At 72.9% G+C, this 15,600-nt stretch carries 16 protein-coding genes; 7 read left to right on the top strand and 9 right to left on the bottom strand.

Going from position 1 to position 15,600, the window contains the following annotated elements; translation table 11 throughout:
* Nucleotides 1-130 precede the first annotated feature (130 nt).
* Nucleotides 131-700 (top strand): hypothetical protein, encoded by a 570-nt coding sequence (locus ACIQWA_RS25730; protein WP_402486298.1) that lies wholly within the window; start codon nt 131-133, stop codon nt 698-700.
* Nucleotide 701: 1 nt separating this feature from the next.
* Here the strand turns inward: ACIQWA_RS25730 and ACIQWA_RS25725 are convergent, their stop codons facing one another.
* From ACIQWA_RS25725 to ACIQWA_RS25715, 3 genes are all read right to left on the bottom strand, one after another.
* Nucleotides 702-1,706, bottom strand: coding sequence for a glycosyltransferase family 2 protein (locus ACIQWA_RS25725; RefSeq protein WP_402486295.1), 1,005 nt, complete (start codon nt 1,704-1,706; stop codon nt 702-704).
* 246 nt (nt 1,707-1,952) lie between these two features.
* The gene (locus ACIQWA_RS25720) at nt 1,953-2,618 is read right to left on the bottom strand and encodes a transglycosylase SLT domain-containing protein (RefSeq protein WP_402486292.1); all 666 of its coding nucleotides are present in this window, start codon (nt 2,616-2,618) and stop codon (nt 1,953-1,955) included.
* A gap of 695 nt (nt 2,619-3,313) precedes the next feature.
* Nucleotides 3,314-4,639 carry an amino acid permease gene (locus tag ACIQWA_RS25715; protein WP_360239918.1) on the bottom strand — a complete coding sequence of 442 codons (1,326 nt, stop codon included), beginning with the start codon at nt 4,637-4,639 and terminating at the stop codon, nt 3,314-3,316.
* Nucleotides 4,640-5,042: 403 nt separating this feature from the next.
* On the opposite strand from ACIQWA_RS25715, the gene ACIQWA_RS25710 reads away from it, so the two are divergent.
* Nucleotides 5,043-6,062, top strand: a complete 1,020-nt coding sequence (locus ACIQWA_RS25710) for a Ku protein (protein ID WP_402486289.1) — start codon at nt 5,043-5,045, stop codon at nt 6,060-6,062.
* Nucleotides 6,063-6,111: 49 nt separating this feature from the next.
* Entirely contained in the window at nt 6,112-6,393 is a 282-nt protein-coding gene (locus ACIQWA_RS25705; protein ID WP_402486286.1) for a hypothetical protein, read from the top strand.
* A gap of 72 nt (nt 6,394-6,465) precedes the next feature.
* Here the strand turns inward: ACIQWA_RS25705 and ACIQWA_RS25700 are convergent, their stop codons facing one another.
* Both ACIQWA_RS25700 and ACIQWA_RS25695 read right to left on the bottom strand, forming a co-directional pair.
* Nucleotides 6,466-7,854, bottom strand: a complete 1,389-nt coding sequence (locus ACIQWA_RS25700) for an NADP-dependent succinic semialdehyde dehydrogenase (RefSeq protein ID WP_402486283.1) — start codon at nt 7,852-7,854, stop codon at nt 6,466-6,468.
* 124 nt (nt 7,855-7,978) lie between these two features.
* Nucleotides 7,979-8,260 carry a DUF6158 family protein gene (locus ACIQWA_RS25695; RefSeq protein WP_360239748.1) on the bottom strand — a complete coding sequence of 94 codons (282 nt, stop codon included), beginning with the start codon at nt 8,258-8,260 and terminating at the stop codon, nt 7,979-7,981.
* A 160-nt stretch (nt 8,261-8,420) separates the two neighbouring features.
* Between ACIQWA_RS25695 and ACIQWA_RS25690 the strand changes: the two genes are divergently transcribed.
* Genes ACIQWA_RS25690 through ACIQWA_RS25675 form a run of 4 tightly spaced genes read left to right on the top strand, consistent with a single transcriptional unit; the run spans nt 8,421 to nt 12,515 of the window.
* Complete coding sequence (locus ACIQWA_RS25690; RefSeq protein ID WP_402486280.1) at nt 8,421-9,014, top strand: ArsR/SmtB family transcription factor; 594 nt, start codon at nt 8,421-8,423, stop codon at nt 9,012-9,014.
* A complete protein-coding gene (locus ACIQWA_RS25685) occupies nt 9,011-10,336 on the top strand; it encodes an MFS transporter (RefSeq protein ID WP_402486278.1) in 1,326 nt (441 codons plus the stop codon). The genes ACIQWA_RS25690 and ACIQWA_RS25685 overlap by 4 nt, the downstream gene beginning before the upstream one ends.
* A 47-nt stretch (nt 10,337-10,383) precedes the next feature.
* Complete coding sequence (locus tag ACIQWA_RS25680; protein ID WP_402486275.1) at nt 10,384-11,382, top strand: adenosine deaminase; 999 nt, start codon at nt 10,384-10,386, stop codon at nt 11,380-11,382.
* A 56-nt stretch (nt 11,383-11,438) separates the two neighbouring features.
* Nucleotides 11,439-12,515, top strand: coding sequence for a hypothetical protein (locus ACIQWA_RS25675; RefSeq protein ID WP_402486273.1), 1,077 nt, complete (start codon nt 11,439-11,441; stop codon nt 12,513-12,515).
* 17 nt (nt 12,516-12,532) lie between these two features.
* Here the strand turns inward: ACIQWA_RS25675 and ACIQWA_RS25670 are convergent, their stop codons facing one another.
* The 4 genes from ACIQWA_RS25670 to ACIQWA_RS25655 form a co-directional block, all read right to left on the bottom strand.
* Nucleotides 12,533-13,159 (bottom strand): vitamin K epoxide reductase family protein, encoded by a 627-nt coding sequence (locus ACIQWA_RS25670; protein ID WP_402486270.1) that lies wholly within the window; start codon nt 13,157-13,159, stop codon nt 12,533-12,535.
* Nucleotides 13,156-13,950 carry a thioredoxin domain-containing protein gene (locus ACIQWA_RS25665; RefSeq protein WP_402486267.1) on the bottom strand — a complete coding sequence of 265 codons (795 nt, stop codon included), beginning with the start codon at nt 13,948-13,950 and terminating at the stop codon, nt 13,156-13,158. Before ACIQWA_RS25665 ends, ACIQWA_RS25670 begins: the two co-directional genes overlap by 4 nt.
* Nucleotides 13,951-14,192: 242 nt before the next feature.
* Nucleotides 14,193-14,852: a hypothetical protein gene (locus tag ACIQWA_RS25660; protein ID WP_402486265.1), complete on the bottom strand. Its 660-nt coding sequence runs from the start codon at nt 14,850-14,852 to the stop codon at nt 14,193-14,195.
* Nucleotides 14,853-14,915: 63 nt separating this feature from the next.
* Entirely contained in the window at nt 14,916-15,413 is a 498-nt protein-coding gene (locus ACIQWA_RS25655; protein ID WP_360239727.1) for an SRPBCC family protein, read from the bottom strand.
* Nucleotides 15,414-15,600: the final 187 nt, after the last annotated feature.

Raw genomic sequence — 15,600 nt, 5'->3', positions numbered from 1 at the left:
GGTGTCAGGTGGCAGTCTCGGCAGCCGTGATCGACGACTCCGTGGACCTCGCCGGCCCCGACGCCTACCTCGCCCGGCTGCCGATCGGCGAGCCCCAGGGCGTGCCCCGGCGTCGCGCGCCCGGCGGGAATTGTCAGACACGCCCCAGGCCGTCCCCGCCGACGGCGCGCCGTCCTGGGAGATCTTCCCGTACGACGGCGAGCTGACCGTACGGGAGCTGCGCGCGCCCGAACTGCCCGAGCCGCCGCGCCACGGCGAGGAGGGGCCGGAGGACTGCCGGGAGTGCGCCGGCCCGGACTCCGACTTCCTCTGGACCGACGAGCACTGGCGCCTCGGCGGCGCCGACGTGCCGAGCGGCCTGCCCGTCACCCTGCTGCTGTGGCCCCGGGCCCACCACGACCTGCTGGACCTGCCGGTCGAGCTGTCCGCCGGGCTCGGCCCGATGCTCCAGCGCGTCGAGCGGGCCGTGCTGTCGCTCGGCGGCATCGGCCGGGTCCACGTGAACCGCTGGGGCGACGGCGCCGCGCACCTGCACCTGTGGCTGATCGCCCGGCCCGAGGGCATGCGGCAGCTGCGCGGCTCCACTCTGCCGCTGTGGATGGACGTGCTGCCGCCGCTGCCCGCCGAGCTGTGGGCCGAGCGGGCCCGTCGGATCGCCGCCGCGATGGCCGCCGGGGGCGGCACCGCGCACGCCCGCTGAGCTACTTGCGGCCGGTGAGGGTGCCGCGGGCGATGTGGGAGAGCTTGGCGACCTCGAAGGCCGGGTAGGCGCCGCCGGCCAGCAGGGAGAACTTGATGCCCTCGCGGCCGGCCGGCTTGCGGTGGCCGGGCGGCTGGAAACGGCGGTGGTGCTCGGCGGCGCGGTGGAAGAACTGGGGGCGTTCGGCGCGGGAGACGCAGCCGGCGAGGTCGAAGACGAACAGGTAGTGCCGGATCATCCGGATGAACAGGGCGTCGCGGACCGCGTACAGGTGGGGCTGGTCCTCCAGCAGGGCGAAGCTGCGCTCGTACTGCTCGAAGAGGTCGAACACGCTGCTGCCCGGCCCGCCGGCCGGGTGGACGGTCTCCCGGCGCCGCAGCTGGACGCACTCGCGGGCCAGGACGGCGGCCTTGCGGGCGCCGAGCAGCGCCGCGTGCACCACCGGGATCTCCTCGTAGCGGCCGTCGGGGAAGGCGAGCCCGAGCTCCTCCCAGTGGCCGCGGCGGATCAGCCGGTCCCAGACCAGCGGGGGTGCGCCGAACAGCTCGGGCCGGTCGAAGGGGGCGAAGGGCTCGGGGCCGACCTCGGCGAGCAGGGCCTCGGCGCCGCCCGGCCAGTCGCGGTCGTTGTGGCGGCGGGAGTGGCCGAACAGCAGGACGTCGACCGGGCCGGTCTGCCGGAGCCGGTCGGCGAGCGCCTGGAGGGCGTCCCGGGGCAGCAGGTGGTCGGCGTCGAGGAACAGCAGGTGCTCGCCGGTGGCCCGCGCCGCACCCGCGTTCCGGCTCACCCCGACCCCGACGGCCGCGTTCAGGTGCAGCACCGACACCCGGGGGTGCCGGGCCGCGTAGGCGTCGGCCAGCCCGATCGCGGTCTCGGGGGAGCGGTCGGCGACCACGATCACCTCGACGTCGGCCAGGGTCTGGGCGAGCAGCGAGTCCAGGCAGTCGGCGAGCTGTCCGTGCTGGTCGTAGGCGGGGAGCACGACGCTGATCAGGGGTGAGGGCATGACGCCGGAGCGTAAGAGGGCGCGCGAACCGTGGCAAAGGGCTGACGGTGCGTAATTGCGAGCAATCAGTGGCAAATCGTACGAGCGTACGCCATATCTTCACGCCGCCTTCCGGACGCGTCCACGCCAGATGGCGACCGGCCGGGCAGGACGCGCGCCGGGCCCGCGACGCGGGGTGCGTCGCGGGCCCGGGGCGGGTGCGGAGGAGGGCAGGGCCGGGTCGGCCTGAACCTTCCGCAACAAGCTTTAGTACCAGTGGTGGCTCTGCCAGAACGCCCAGGCGCCGCACGGGCTGCCGTAGCGGGAGTTCATGTAGTCCAGGCCCCACTTGATCTGGGTGGCCGGGTTGGTCCTCCAGTCCGAGCCGGCCGAGGCCATCTTGCTGCCCGGCAGCGCCTGGACCAGGCCGTAGGCGCCGGAGGAGGCGTTGACGGCCATCGGGTTCCAGCTGCTCTCGCGGGCCACGATGTTGCTGAAGCACTGCAGCTGGCCGGCGGGCACGATCTGGGCGGCGATCTGCTGCGGGGTGCCGGTCGGGGCGGCGAGGCTCTGGCGCTGCTGCGAGCGGGAGGCGGCGGCGTCGGCCTGGGCCTTGGCGTCCGCCTGGGCCTTCGCGTCGGCCGCGGCCTGCGCCTGGGCGTCGGCCTGGGCCTTGGCGTCCGCCTCGGCCTTCGTCTGGGCCTCCTGGGCCGCCTGGGCGTCCTGGGCGGCCTGCTGGGCAGCGGCAGCGGTGTCGGCCTGCGCCTGGTCGGCCACCGGCTTGCCGTCCACCGAGACGGCGGCCGCGGGGGCGGCGGCCTCGGCGGTGTTCCCGGCCTGCGGGATGGCGAGCGCGGCGGTGGCGGCGCTCGCGACCACGAGGGTGGCGATGCCGGTGATCAGGGAGTTGCGGCGGGCATGGCTGAGCTGCATGGAGCGGGCGGTCCTTTTCCGTCGGGGGCCGTGCCGGGGCACTGGGCGCGGGGCATCGCACGGGCTCCGGGTGAGCGGGGCCCGCGCGGCCGTCCGGGACGGCCGTGGCGCCCCGGCCGAGAGCGGCGGGGCGGGCGGGCTGCGCACGGCGGACGGGGCCGGCCGGCGCTGCCTGGCGACGGGCCATTCTTGGCAGGGCCGGGGACGGGTGGCAAAGGGGCTCGCTACTACGACGAGTAGTGGCCGGGCGGGCGGTTGCCAGCCGGTGTGTCGGTGTGTTTGTGGCGCTTTGTCCGGTTTGGGTGTCCGGGGGTCGAGGGCTGGGGGTGCCGACGGAAGTCGGGGCCGGAAGGCTCCATGGCCTGGGTTCTTCGGGGTGGACCCGGCGGCCGGGCGGGCGGCCGGGGTGCGGCGGTCGGTGCCCGGGGCGGTACGGGCGGAGCGCGACAACTATCCAGGACCGTAGATGCGAAACCCCCTGTGGGCGGGCTCACACGTTCCTGGTGCCGACATCGACGCAGTGTGACCGGCCGGTTGCCGATCGCCGGTCGGGCGGCGGTCGCCCGGCCGGCCCGGCCTCGTCCGCGCCCGGCCTCGGTCCGCGCATGCACTCGTCCGGGCATGGAACGGCACCGGGCCCGGGAGCCTCCGCAACGGCTCCCGGGCCCGGCGTTCCCGCGCGGGGGCGGACGGGTTCAGGACCCCGCCGCCACCGCCGCCCGTCGGCGCCGGCGGCCCACCACGGCCGAGGCGCCGAGCACGATCGCCGCGGCCACCAGCGACAGGTACATCTGCTTGCGTCCGTCGCTGTCGGTGAACATGTACGCCACGACGAAGCCGATCATGCCGATGGCCACCCAGGTGAGATAGGGGTACAGCCACATCCGGACGGTGTGCCGCTCGGGCATCTCGCGCTCGATGATCTTGCGCATCCGCAGCTGGGTCGCGCAGATCACCAGCCAGACGAACAGCGCGACCGCGCCGGAGGAGTTCAGCAGGAAGGCGAACACGGTGTTCGGCGAGGTGTAGTTGAAGAAGACCGCGATGAAGCCGAAGACCACCGAGGAGAGGATGGCCACCATCGGCACGCCGCGCGAGTTCACCGTGGCGAAGACCTTCGGGGCGTCGCCGCGCTGGCCGAGCGAGAAGGCCATCCGGGAGGCGGTGTACATCCCGGAGTTGAGGCAGGAGAGCACCGCCGTCAGCACGATCACGTCCATCACCTGGCCCGCGTGCGGGATGCCCACGTGGTCGAGGACGGCCACGTACGGGCTGTCCTTCACCGCGGCGGAGTCCCACGGCAGCAGGGTGACCACCAGCAGGATCGAGCCCAGGTAGAAGATCCCGATCCGCCAGATCACGCTGTTGGTGGCCTTGCTGACCGCCTTCTCCGGGTCCTCCGACTCGCCGGCCGCCAGGGTGACGATCTCGCTGCCCATGAAGGCGAAGACGACCGTGAGCATGCCGGTGAACACCGCGCCCACGCCGTGCGGCAGGAAGCCGCCGTGGCCGGTCAGGTTGCTGGCGCCGACCGCGTGGGTGTCCGGCAGCACGCCGAAGACGGCGAGGGTGCCGATCACCAGGAACGCGGCGATCGCCACCACCTTGATCCCGGCGAACCAGAACTCGAACTCGCCGTAGGAGGCGACCGAGAACAGGTTGGTGGAGGTCAGCACCGCCATCACGATCAGGGCCCAGCCCCACTGCGGCACGCCCGGCACCCAGTGGTTGAGGATCTTGGCGCCGGCCGTCGCCTCGACGGCGAGCACCACGACCCAGAAGAACCAGTACAGCCAGCCGATGGTGAAGCCGGCCCAGCGGCCCAGCGCGCGGTCCGCGTACGCCGAGAACGAACCGCTCTGCGGGTCGGCCGCCGCCATCTCGCCGAGCATCCGCATCACCAGCACCACCAGCACGCCGGCCAGGGTGTAGGAGAGCAGGATGCCGGGACCGGTGGAGGCGATGCCCGCGCCGGAGCCGACGAACAGGCCGGCGCCGATCACGCCGCCGATCGCGATCATCGACAGGTGTCGGTTCTTGAGCCCGGCCTTCAGGTGGCCGTCGCCGCCGTGTCCGACCGGGCCGAGCTGGTGGGGGACCTGGGTGGTGTCCGCCGCCTGCTTGGTGGTGTCCGCACTCATGGAGGGTGCCTTCTGCCTTTCCAGCGCGGCATGACCCTCGGCTCGTCGTGCCGAAAGGTGGGGGACAGACCCGCGCATTGCGGTGCAACCTAACTTCTACGCCCGGGTATCGGAACAGCCGAGAGATAACTGTTCGCTCACCGGACACAAAAGGCCAGGTCAGAGCGGGTGGAGAAGTGGCGGGAAAGGCTCAAATCTGACGCAGCGTCACCCTGGCGGGAACCCGCCAGGGCCCTGCCGGGGCAAGTGGCCGATCCGGCCGATCGCGCGCACAGTGGGAACCATGCAGACCACCTGGAAGGGGACGATCAGCTTCGGACTGGTCAGCATCCCCGTCCACCTCTACTCCGCGACCCAGGAGCACGACGTCCCGCTGCACCAGGTGCACGCCAAGGACGGCGGACGGGTGCGGATGAAGCGGTACTGCGAACGGGAGGAGAAGGAGGTCCCGTACGCGGAGATCGCCAAGGGGTACGAGTCGCCCGACGGCCGGACGGTCACGCTCAGCGACGAGGACCTCGCCGACCTGCCGCTGCCCAGCAAGAAGATCATCGACGTGCTGGCCTTCGTGGATGCCACCGAGATCGACCCGCTGATGTTCTCCAAGGCCTACTACGTGGGCGTCGCCGACAAGGCCGCCGCCAAGCCGTACGCCCTGCTGCGCGACGCGCTGGTGGAGTCCGGGCAGATCGCCGTCACCAAGATCGCGCTGCGCACCCGGGAGTCGCCCGCGGTGCTGCGGGTGCACGACGGGACGCTGGTGCTCCAGACCTGCATCTGGCCCGACGAGGTCCGCCCGGCGGCCGGGATCGCGCCCGAGGAGGACGTCACGGTGCGGCCGCAGGAGCTCAAGATGGCGCGGTCGCTGATGGACACCCTCTCCGAGGACTTCGACCTCTCCCAGCTCCACGACGACTACCAGCAGGCGCTCCAGCAGGTGATCACCGCCCGGCTGGAGGGCGTCGAGCTCCCGCACGAGGAGGAGCCCGGCGAGGCGCCGGACAACGTGATCGACCTGATGGAGGCGCTGCGCAGCAGCCTCAAGCGGGCCAAGGGCGGCCGGGCGTCGGCGGCCACGGCCGAGGAGGAATCGGCGGAGGAGGAACCGGCCGAGGAGGAGCCGGCGCCCCGCAAGCGCGCCGCCGCGAAGAGGACGACCACCGCGACGAAGTCCGCCACCGCGACGAAGTCGGCCACGGCGAAGAAGACCGCCGCCGGCGGGAAGGCCGCGGGCACCGGCAAGGCCGCCCCGGCGAAGAAGACCACCACCCGCAAGTCCGCGGCTCCGCGCAAGGCCTCCTGACCGCGCGGGCCGGCCCCTCCCCCTCACCCAGCACCGGAGGCGATCCCGAATGGACCTGCTCACCTACAAGGAACTCGAAGCCGGGCCCGAGGCCCCGAAGAACCCGAGCCTGGGCCACCGGGCCTGGCGCTGGCTGCTCAGCCTCAGCCCCACCGTGGTGACCTTCATGGTCGCGCTCTCGATCGGCCTGCTCATGGTCGAGGTCCAGACGGAGTGGGATCCGATGATCGGGCTGATGGCCTTCTTCTGGCTGCTGACCTTCATCGCGCTGGTCGGCATGGTCGCCCGCTGGGCGACGCCCGGCCGGGGCAGGCACCGCACGGTGGCCTGACCCGACCGGCCCGAGCCCACACCCGCGCCCGGACATGCACCCGCACCGGAGGCGTCGCGGCTCCGGGAGGGATCAGCCGATCCACACCGTGGTGACGTTGCAGAACTCCCGGATGCCGTGCCCGGACAGTTCCCGCCCGAAGCCGGAGCGCTTGACCCCGCCGAAGGGCAGCGCCGGGTGGGAGGCGGTCATGCCGTTGAAGAACACCCCGCCGGCCTGGATGTCGCGGACGAAGCGCTCCTGCTCGCCCGGGTCGGTGGTCCAGACGTTGGAACTGAGCCCGAAGGGCGTGTCGTTGGCGAGCGCCACCGCCTCGTCCAGGTCGGCGACCCGGTAGACGGTGGCGACCGGACCGAAGGTCTCCTCCTGGTGGATCCGCATCGCCGGGGTGATGCCGGTCAGCACGGTCGGCTCGTAGAACCAGCCGGTGTCCCAGCCCATCGGGCGGTTGCCGCCGCACTCGACCCGGGCGCCGTGGGTACGGGCGTCCTCGACCAGTTCCTCCAGGTCGTCCCGGCCCTGGCGGCTGGCCAGCGGGCCGACGTCGGTGGCCTCGTCCATCGGGTCGCCGATCCGCAGTGCGCGCATCGCCTCGGTGAAGGCGGCGGTGAAGCGGTCGTAGACGTCGGTGTGCACGATGAAGCGCTTGGCGGCGATGCAGGACTGGCCGTTGTTCTGCACCCGGGCCCGGATCGCGGTGGCGACCGCGGCGTCCAGGTCGGCGCTCGGCAGGACCACGTACGGGTCGCTGCCGCCCAGCTCCAGTACCGACTTCTTCACCTCGTCCGCGGCGGCGGCCGCGACCGCCCGCCCGGCCGGCTCGCTGCCGGTGAGGGTGACGGCGGCGACCCGGCGGTCCCGGACCACGCCCTCGACCGCGCCCGAGCCGATCAGCAGGGTCTGGAAGCAGCCCTCGGGGAAGCCGGCCCGGCGGAACAGCTCCTCGATCGCGAGCGCCGTGCGCGGCACGTTGGAGGCGTGCTTGAGCAGGCCGACGTTGCCCGCCATCAGGGCCGGCGCGGCGAAGCGGATCACCTGCCAGAAGGGGAAGTTCCACGGCATCACGGCGAGCACCGGGCCGAGCGGGCGGTAGCGGACGTACGCCCGGGAGGCGCCGCTGTCGGCCACGTCGGTGGGGTCCGGGTGCTCGTCGGCGAGCAGCGCCTCGGCGTGGTCGGCGTACCAGCGCATCGCCTTGGCGCACTTGGCGGCCTCGGCCCGGGCGGCGGCGAGCGGCTTGCCCATCTCCTCGGTCATGGTGCGGGCGAGCGCGTCCTGGTCCTGGTCCAGCAGGTCGGCCGCCCGGTGCATCAGCCCGGCGCGGACGGTGAACGGGGTGCTGCGGTAGCTGTGGAAGGCGGCTTCGGCGCGGGCCAGCCGCCGCTCGATCCCGGCCGCGTCGAGCGGTTCGAAGGTCTGGATGATCTCCCCGGTCGCGGGGTTGACGCTGGCGATGGGCATGCGGGGCTCCCAATGGGGGGTCGGGTCCGGTGCTCTGCCCTCACACCCTCCCCGACGCCCCGCCCCGGGGCGAGCCACCGCCGCCCGGCGTGTCCCGCCGGGTGTCGCCGGGTGCCGGCGGGTGTCACTCGGGCAGCGACTCCACGCGGGCGGCCGCCTCCCGGGCCCGGGCTCCGGCCCTGGTCCGGGCCGCGGTCACCTGGCGGAGCGGGAAGCGGTGCAGGTACTCGGCCTCCAGCTGGCCGGTCCGCAGGGTGTGCCGTTTCAGCGCCTCCTCCGAGCCGTACAGGAAGGTCTCGTGGCGGGTGCGGTGCAGTTGCTCCAGCTCGTGCAGCAGGGTGTCGTTGCCCAGTGCGTGCGGGGAGATGCCCGCGGGTCGGATGTGCGGGTCGTCGGCGTGCTGCATCGCGGTGCCTCCTCGGCGGAAGTCCCCTTCCTCCAGGGTGCCCGCCGACCGCCGCCGGTGCACGCGATCGTCCGGGGCGGTCCGGATGGACAAGGGGAATTGTAGAAGGGGAATTGTAAAAGGGCTGTCGTACAAGAGCTCTTGTGGATATCCTCCCGGCATGGACGAGACGACGGACGAACCGCGCGGCGCCCGGGAGATCCAGGACTCCCGGGTGCTCGCCGCCCTCACCCACCCGCTGCGCCGCCGGCTGATCGACCTGCTCAAGGTCGACGGCCCGGCCACCGTCGGGAGGCTGGCCGAGCACACCGGGCAGGCGGTGGGCAACGTCAGCCACCACCTCAAGGTGCTGGCCGAGAGCGGACTGATCGAGGAGGCGGCCGAGCTCGCCCGGGATCGGCGGGAGCGCTGGTGGCGGCTGGCCGACCGCGAACTCAGCTGGACCAGGGCCGACTTCGACGGTGACCCGGTCACCGAGGCGGTCGCCGAGGCGGCCGGATCGATCCTGCTGGAGCGCCAGGTCGAGCTGGTCCGCGAGTGGTCCGCGCGACGCGGCGGGTACGGCCCCGACTGGCGGGACGGCTGCTCGGTGGCCACCCAGGCCTGGCTGCGGCTCACTCCCGAGGAGGCCCGGGAGCTGGCTGCCGACCTGCACGAGGTGATCCAGAAGTGGGCGCGGCGGCCGGTGCCCGAGGACGGGCGGGAGCGCGAGACCGTCCTGGCCTTCGCCCACAGCGTCCCGGCGCGGCCGTGACCGCCACCCTCGCCCGGTCCGCCACGGGCCCCGAACTCCGTTTGCGCTGGGGCCTGTTCGCCCAACGGGACTTTCGGCTGCTGTGGGCCGGGCAGACCGTCAGCCGGCTGGGCAGCAGCGTCACCACCGTCGCGCTGCCGCTGGTCGCGGTGCTCACCCTGGGGACCGGGCCGCTCGCCGCGGGCCTGCTGACCAGCGCGATCTGGCTGCCCTGGCTGCTGTTCGGCCTGCCGGCCGGGGTCTGGGTCGGCCGGGCGCCCCGGCGGATCGTGATGATCGCCTGCAATCTCGGCTCCGCGGTGCTCCTCGCCAGCGTGCCGGTGGCGGGGTGGCTCGGCGTCCTCACCCTGGCGCAGCTGCTGGCCGTGGCCTTCCTCGGCGGGGTCTGCTCGGTGTTCTTCGACGCCGCCGACCAGGCATACCTGCCCGAGCTGGTGGCCCCGGCGAACCTGATCGAGGGCAATGCCAAGCTCCAGGGCAGCGGTTCGGCGGCCGAGGTCGCGGGTCGCGGGCTGGCCGGTCTGGCCGTCCAACTCGTCGGCGCCGCAGCCGGGTTGCTCATCGACGCGGTGAGCTTCCTGGTCGCGGCCGGCACCCTGCTGCGGATCCGCGCCCGGCCGGAGCAGGAGAGTCGGGCGGAGCGCACGGAACAGGCGGAGCAGGCGGAGCGGGCGGGCCTGCGCCGGCAGGTCCGCGAGGGGCTGTCCTTCCTGCTGCGCGACCCCTACCTGCGCGCCTTCCTCTGCTTCGGCGCGGCCGCGAACTTCGCGCTCATGGGCTACCAGGCGATCCTGGCGCTGTTCCTGGTCCGGGAGGCCGGGATCGCCCCCGGCTGGGTCGGCGCGCTCGCCTCCGCCGCCGCGGTCGGCGGGGTGCTCGGCGCGGCGGCGGCCCGTCCGCTGTGCGGTCGGCTGGGTACGGCCCGCGCGGTGCGGACCGTACTGCTCGGCGCCGTCCCGCTCGGGCTGCTGATGCCGCTGGCCGGGCCGGGGCTCGGCACGGCGCTGTACGTCCTCGGCGCGCTCGGGGTGGTCGCGGCCGTGGTGTTCTGCAACGTCGTGCTCGGCAGCTTCCGGCAGTCCTACACCCCGCCCGGGCTGCTCACCCGGGTGGCGGCCGGTTCGATGTTCGCCGTCCACGCCACCATCCCGCTCGGCGCCCTGGCCGGCGGCGCGCTGGGCGAGGCGATCGGCCTGCGGCCCACCATGTGGGTGATGACCGGCCTGCTCGTGGTGGCCGGTGCGCTGCCGCTGTTCTCGCCGCTGCGCACCCTCCGGGAGCTGCCCGCGGCACCCTCGAAGATCGGGGAGATCATAGGATGAATTCTGTATCTTCACGTCCAATCCCCGACAGCTCGGACAGATCGCACATGCCGCTTCCCAAGGCCGAACTCCACCTGCACATCGAAGGCACCCTCGAACCCGAGCTCGCCTTCGCCCTCGCCGCCCGCAACTCCGTCGAACTGCCGTACGCCGACACGGCGGAACTGCGGAAGGCGTACTCGTTCAGCGACCTCCAGTCCTTCCTCGACCTCTACTACGCGCTGATGGCCGTGCTGCGCACCGAGCAGGACTTCGCCGACCTCGCGGACGCCTACCTGGCCCGGGCCGCCGAACAGGGCGTGCGGCACGCGGAGATCTTCTTCGACCCCCAGGCGCACACCGCGCGCGGGGTGCCGCTCGGCGTGGTCGTGGACGGGCTGACCAGGGCGCTGTCGCGCAGCGAGCAGCGGTACGGCATCAGCACCCAGCTGATCATGTGCTTCCTGCGCGACGAGTCCGCCGACTCCGCCCTGGAGACCTTCGAGGCCGCCCGTCCGTACTTCGACCGGATCGCCGGCATCGGCCTGGACTCGGCCGAGGTCGGCAACCCGCCGGCGAAGTTCCGCGAGGTCTACCGCCGGGCCGCCGAGGCCGGGCTGCGCCGGGTCGCCCACGCGGGTGAGGAGGGCCCGGCCTCGTACATCACCGAGGCGCTGGACGTCCTCGGCGTGGAGCGGATCGACCACGGCCTGCGCTGCCTGGAGGACGGCGAACTCGTCGCCCGACTGGTCCGCGAGCAGATCCCGCTCACCCTCTGCCCGCTCTCCAACGTCCGGCTGCGCTGCATCGACACCCTCGCCGACCACCCGCTGCGGGAGATGCTGGACGCCGGCCTGCTGGTCACCGTCAACTCCGACGACCCGGCCTACTTCGGCGGCTACGTCGAGGACAACTTCCGCGCCGTCCGGCAGGCCCTGGCCCTCGACCAGGAGACCCTGCGCCGACTGGCCGCCAACTCCTTCCGGGCCTCCTTCATCGACGACCGCCGCCGGGCCGAACTCCTCGCCGAGGTCGAGCGGTTCACCTTCGACCCGATCGACGGCTGAGTGGCGATCCGGGCAAACCCCTGATCCGGACGGGCTGGTCTCACTAGCCTGTCCGGGTGACCACTCCGCCGCCGGAGCACCCGGCCCAGTTCGGTCTGCTGGACCTGGCCGTCGACCTCTCCGTCCCGCAGGTGTACTCGGGCACGGACTTCACGGTCTACCTGCACGTCAAGAACCCGTTCTCGGTGCCGGTGTGGCTCGACGCGGTCGAGCTGAGCCTGCCGACCCAGCTGGAGTGGCGGGCGCCGGAGCCTCCCGCGAAACCGCCGGAGGCCGCGGCCCCGGTGGTCCCGGAGGAGGAGCTCGAAGGGTTGAGGGCCACCCTCCTGGACCTCCGGAGCCGGAGGCGACGAGCGGTGCAGCGCCTGTCGCCGCTGCTGCCGCCCGCGGAACGGCTGGCGGTCGAGGACGAGATCGCGGCGCTGGACGAGGCGATCGCGCGCCACCAGGCACGCCTCGACGGTGCCGATGACCAGCTCAACCTCCACGCCTACGGCAACTCGACGGTGTTCCTGCACGGGCGGGCCGGGCAGACCAACGTCCACGCCTACGACCAGACGACCCTGACCATGTACCTGAACCGGCCGGCCGAGCAGGAGCGCGTCCCACTGATCGGCTCACTCCCGCAGGGCGCGGCGCTGGAACCCGGGTCGACCGATGTGTGGACCATCCGCCTGGGCACCGGCCGCAGCCCGTTCTTCGTCCCGGCCAGCTACCGCCTGCAGTTCACCGTCGTCTACGGGCTGACCCCGCGCCAGGACACCGCACCGCCGCCCGGGGCGGAGCGCCGCAGGGTGCTCTCCAACACCACCGCGCTGACCGTCCCGCTCAAGGCCGCCCTCTGGAACGTGATGACCGGCGGGGTCACCGGCGGCCTGGTCGGCAGCGTCGCCCGCTCGCTCCAGGAGGCGCAGAGCCTCGGCGCGCTGGTCGAGCAGCACCTGGGGACGGCGATCGGCTCCCTCGTGCTGGCCGTCATCCTCAGCGGAGCGGCGATCGTGTTCGCCGCGCGGAAGTCGGAGGCGCCGTCCTTCGTCACGGTCGAGGACTTCTGGGGCGGCGTGCTGGTGGGCTTCCTGGTCGGCTACTCGGGCACCGCCGCGTTCGCCCAGCTCACGGGGGTGCCCAAGTAGCCTCGCGGTCCCGGGCGTCAGATCAGGGTGCTCCAGTAGTACCAGAACCGGTTGAGCACCAGCAGTGCGACCACCGCGTACCAGAGCGCCGGGACGACCCAGTGGTAGCGCACGGCCTCCCGCACCACCGTCCGCATCCGCGGCCCGACCGGGATCACCCCCGACCGCAGGTTGTGCAGGGTGGTGTACCAGAACAGCGGGATCATCGCGGCCCAGACCACCATGCAGTACGGGCAGAGCGCGTTGATCCGGTACAGCGCCTGGTACATCAGCCAGGTCACGAAGCCGATCCCGAAGACCGTTCCGGCCTGGAGGCCGAGCCAGAACCAGCGCCGGAACGACGCCCCCGCGAGCAGCCCGGCGCCGATCGCGATCACCACCCCGAAGGCGACCAGGCCGATCAGCGAGTTGGGGAAGCCGAAGGCCTCCGCCTGGTCGCTGCGCATGACCGAGCCGCAGCTGATGATCGGGTTGATGTTGCAGCTGGGGACGTACGACGGGTCCTTGAGCAGCCGGATCTTGTCCAGGGTGAGGACGGCCGAGGCGAACAGGCCGACCGCGCCGCCGAGCAGGAGCAGCCAGGCGAAGGGGCGGCTCGCGCCGTAGGTCCGGGTGGCGGGGGTGGTTGGGGTGGGCGTCGTCACCCGGTCACCTGCTTGACCAGGGCGGTGAACTGCTCGGGCGAGACGGCCTTGCCGTTGGTCAGGACGTCCAGCTTCCTGCCGTCGAGCTTGACGGTCGGGGTGCCGGTGACGTCGCTCTTGTTGAACTCCTCGTTCACCTTGGCCGCCCACGGCGCGTAGGTGCCCTCCTGGACGGCCTTCACGAAGCCGTCGGTCTTGAGGCCGGGCACCTGGCCGGCCAGGTCCAGGAGGTGGTTGACGTCGCCGAAGTCGTCGCTGCGCTCGTCGGGCTGGTTGGCGTACAGCACGTCGTGGAAGGCCTTGAACTTGTCCACGCCCTCGTTCAGCGCGGCGCCGGCCGCCGCCAGCGCGGTGCGTGAGCCCTTGCCGCCGAGGTTCTTGTCCAGGAACGTCGCGAGGTGGTACTCGATCTTGTAGCTGCCGTTGTCGGCGAGCTGCTGGACGGTCTTGCCGGTGGTCGTCTCCAGCTGCTCGCAGAACGGGCAGCGGAAGTCCTCGTAGATCTCCAGGGTGTGCGGTGCGTCGGCCTTGCCGTAGGTGATCACGGTGCCGTCGGTGCCGGTCGCGTTGGCGGGGACGACCAGCGGGCCGTCGGCCCCGGCCGTCGAGGAGGAGCCGGAGGAGCCGCCGACGGCGAAGGCGACGCCGGCCGCGAGGGCGAGCGCGGCGACGGAGGCGCCGCCGACCACCACCCGGCGGCGGATCCGGTCGGCGCGCTGGGCCTGGGCGCGGGCCTCGCGCATGCGCTCGGTGGCGTTGGTCTTTCGGGCGGTCTTACGGGTGTTGCTCATGGGGTGTCGTCCTGTGCTCTCGGGCGTACGGAAGGGCGGCGCGACCGGGCAGATCGGGTCGGCGCGGGGCGAGAGAGGACCGCTGGGCGAAGGGGGGCTCAGGCGCTCAGGTGCTCGGGCGTTGAGGTGCAGAGGTGCTCGGGCGTTGAGGTGCTGAGGTGCTCGGGCGTTGAGGTGCTGAGGTGCTCGGGCGTTGAGGCGCTGAGGTGCTCAGGCGTTGAGGCGCTGAGGTGCAGGGGTGCTCAGACGGTCAGGGCGAACACCGGCGGACCGCGCCGGACGGCCGGGCGCACCACCACGTCCTCGGCCGGGACCAGCACGCGGCTGGCCCGGGGGAAGGGCACCCGGATCACCGGACGGGCCGGGACGGGCGCGGCCAGCAGCCGCAGCCAGCGGGCGGCGGCGGGGAGGTGCCGGTGCAGGAACTCGCCCAGCATCCGGAGGGCCCGGGTGAGGCCGCTCAGCGCGGCGTCCGCGCGGCGCAGCCAGAAGGCCCCGGCCAGGGCGATCACGGTGTGCAGGAGGAGCAGCAGGACGACGCCCGTCTGCTCGGACACGCCGTGGCCGAGCAGGAACCCGCCGAGCGAGCCGCCGCCGCAGAGCAGTGGGCGCAGGCCCTGTCCGGCGTCGGGCGGCAGGGACGGGCAGGAGCGCTGGGCCAGGTCGAACAGGGCGCTGACGCCGAGCTGCAGGGGGAGGAACGCCGCCGCGATCGCCGGGTAGCCGCGTTCGCGGCCGGCCAGGGCGAAGGCCAGGACGAAGACGGCGGCCGAGGCCAGGCCCATCGTCCCGAGCGGCAGCGTACGGCCGGTGACCAGCACCTGGCCGAGCCCGGCGAGCAGCACGACCAGCGCGGCGAAGACCGCCGCGCGGAGCGTCCTGGTGACCGGGCCGATGTCCATGGCATCCGAGTCTGCCACAGGTTGAAACTGGAACGGCCCTGCTGAGCTGGGCTTATGTGGTTCTTACGGGGTGTGGGGGTGGCCGTTGGGGAGGGAGGTGGGGGCGCCGTCGGGGTGGGTGTCGTTGGTGTGCACCCGGGCTTCGAGCAGGTCTCGGAAGTGTTCGAGGTCTCCGCGTACCGTGCGTTCGATCGCTCCGGCCTGGGCGAAGCCGCGGGGGCCGCCGAACTCCTGGTGCACGGCCTCCGGGTCGTACTCCACCCGGATCTGCAGGCGGGTGTGCCGGGGGTCCAGGGGCAGCAGGGCGAAGGCGCCTCTCAGGTGGACGGAGTCCAGGGTCCGCCAGGCCATCACCCGGCCCCGGCCGCGGTCGGTGATCTCGGTGTCCAGGGACCGTTCGGTGTCGCCGACCCGGACTCCTAGGTGGGCGAGGTTGCGGCCGTGGGGGTGGGCGGTGCGGACTCCGTCGAGGAAGCGGGGGTACTCGTGGACGCGGTGCAGCTGCTCCCAGGCGGCGAGGACGGGGGCGGCGATGTCGATCTGTTCCTCAAGGGTGGTCATGGGGGGTCCTCCGGAACCAGCCTGCGCCCTGTTGGGGGGTGGGGCAAAGGGGGCCGCTGCGCGGGGCTGGGGTGTGGGGGTGGGCTTTCGGGAGGGTGGGTGGGTCCGGGGGCGGGTGCGGGGGGGGGGGGGCCGGGGGGGGGGGGGTTTTTGGGGCGCCGCCGCCGTTGGGGGGGGGGTGGGGGGC

The sequence above is a fragment of the Kitasatospora sp. NPDC098652 genome (assembly GCF_044760155.1).
Taxonomy (GTDB): domain Bacteria; phylum Actinomycetota; class Actinomycetes; order Streptomycetales; family Streptomycetaceae; genus Kitasatospora.
The sequence above is the reverse complement of the archived record's forward strand: the minus strand, read 5'-3'. Positions and strand labels throughout refer to the sequence as shown.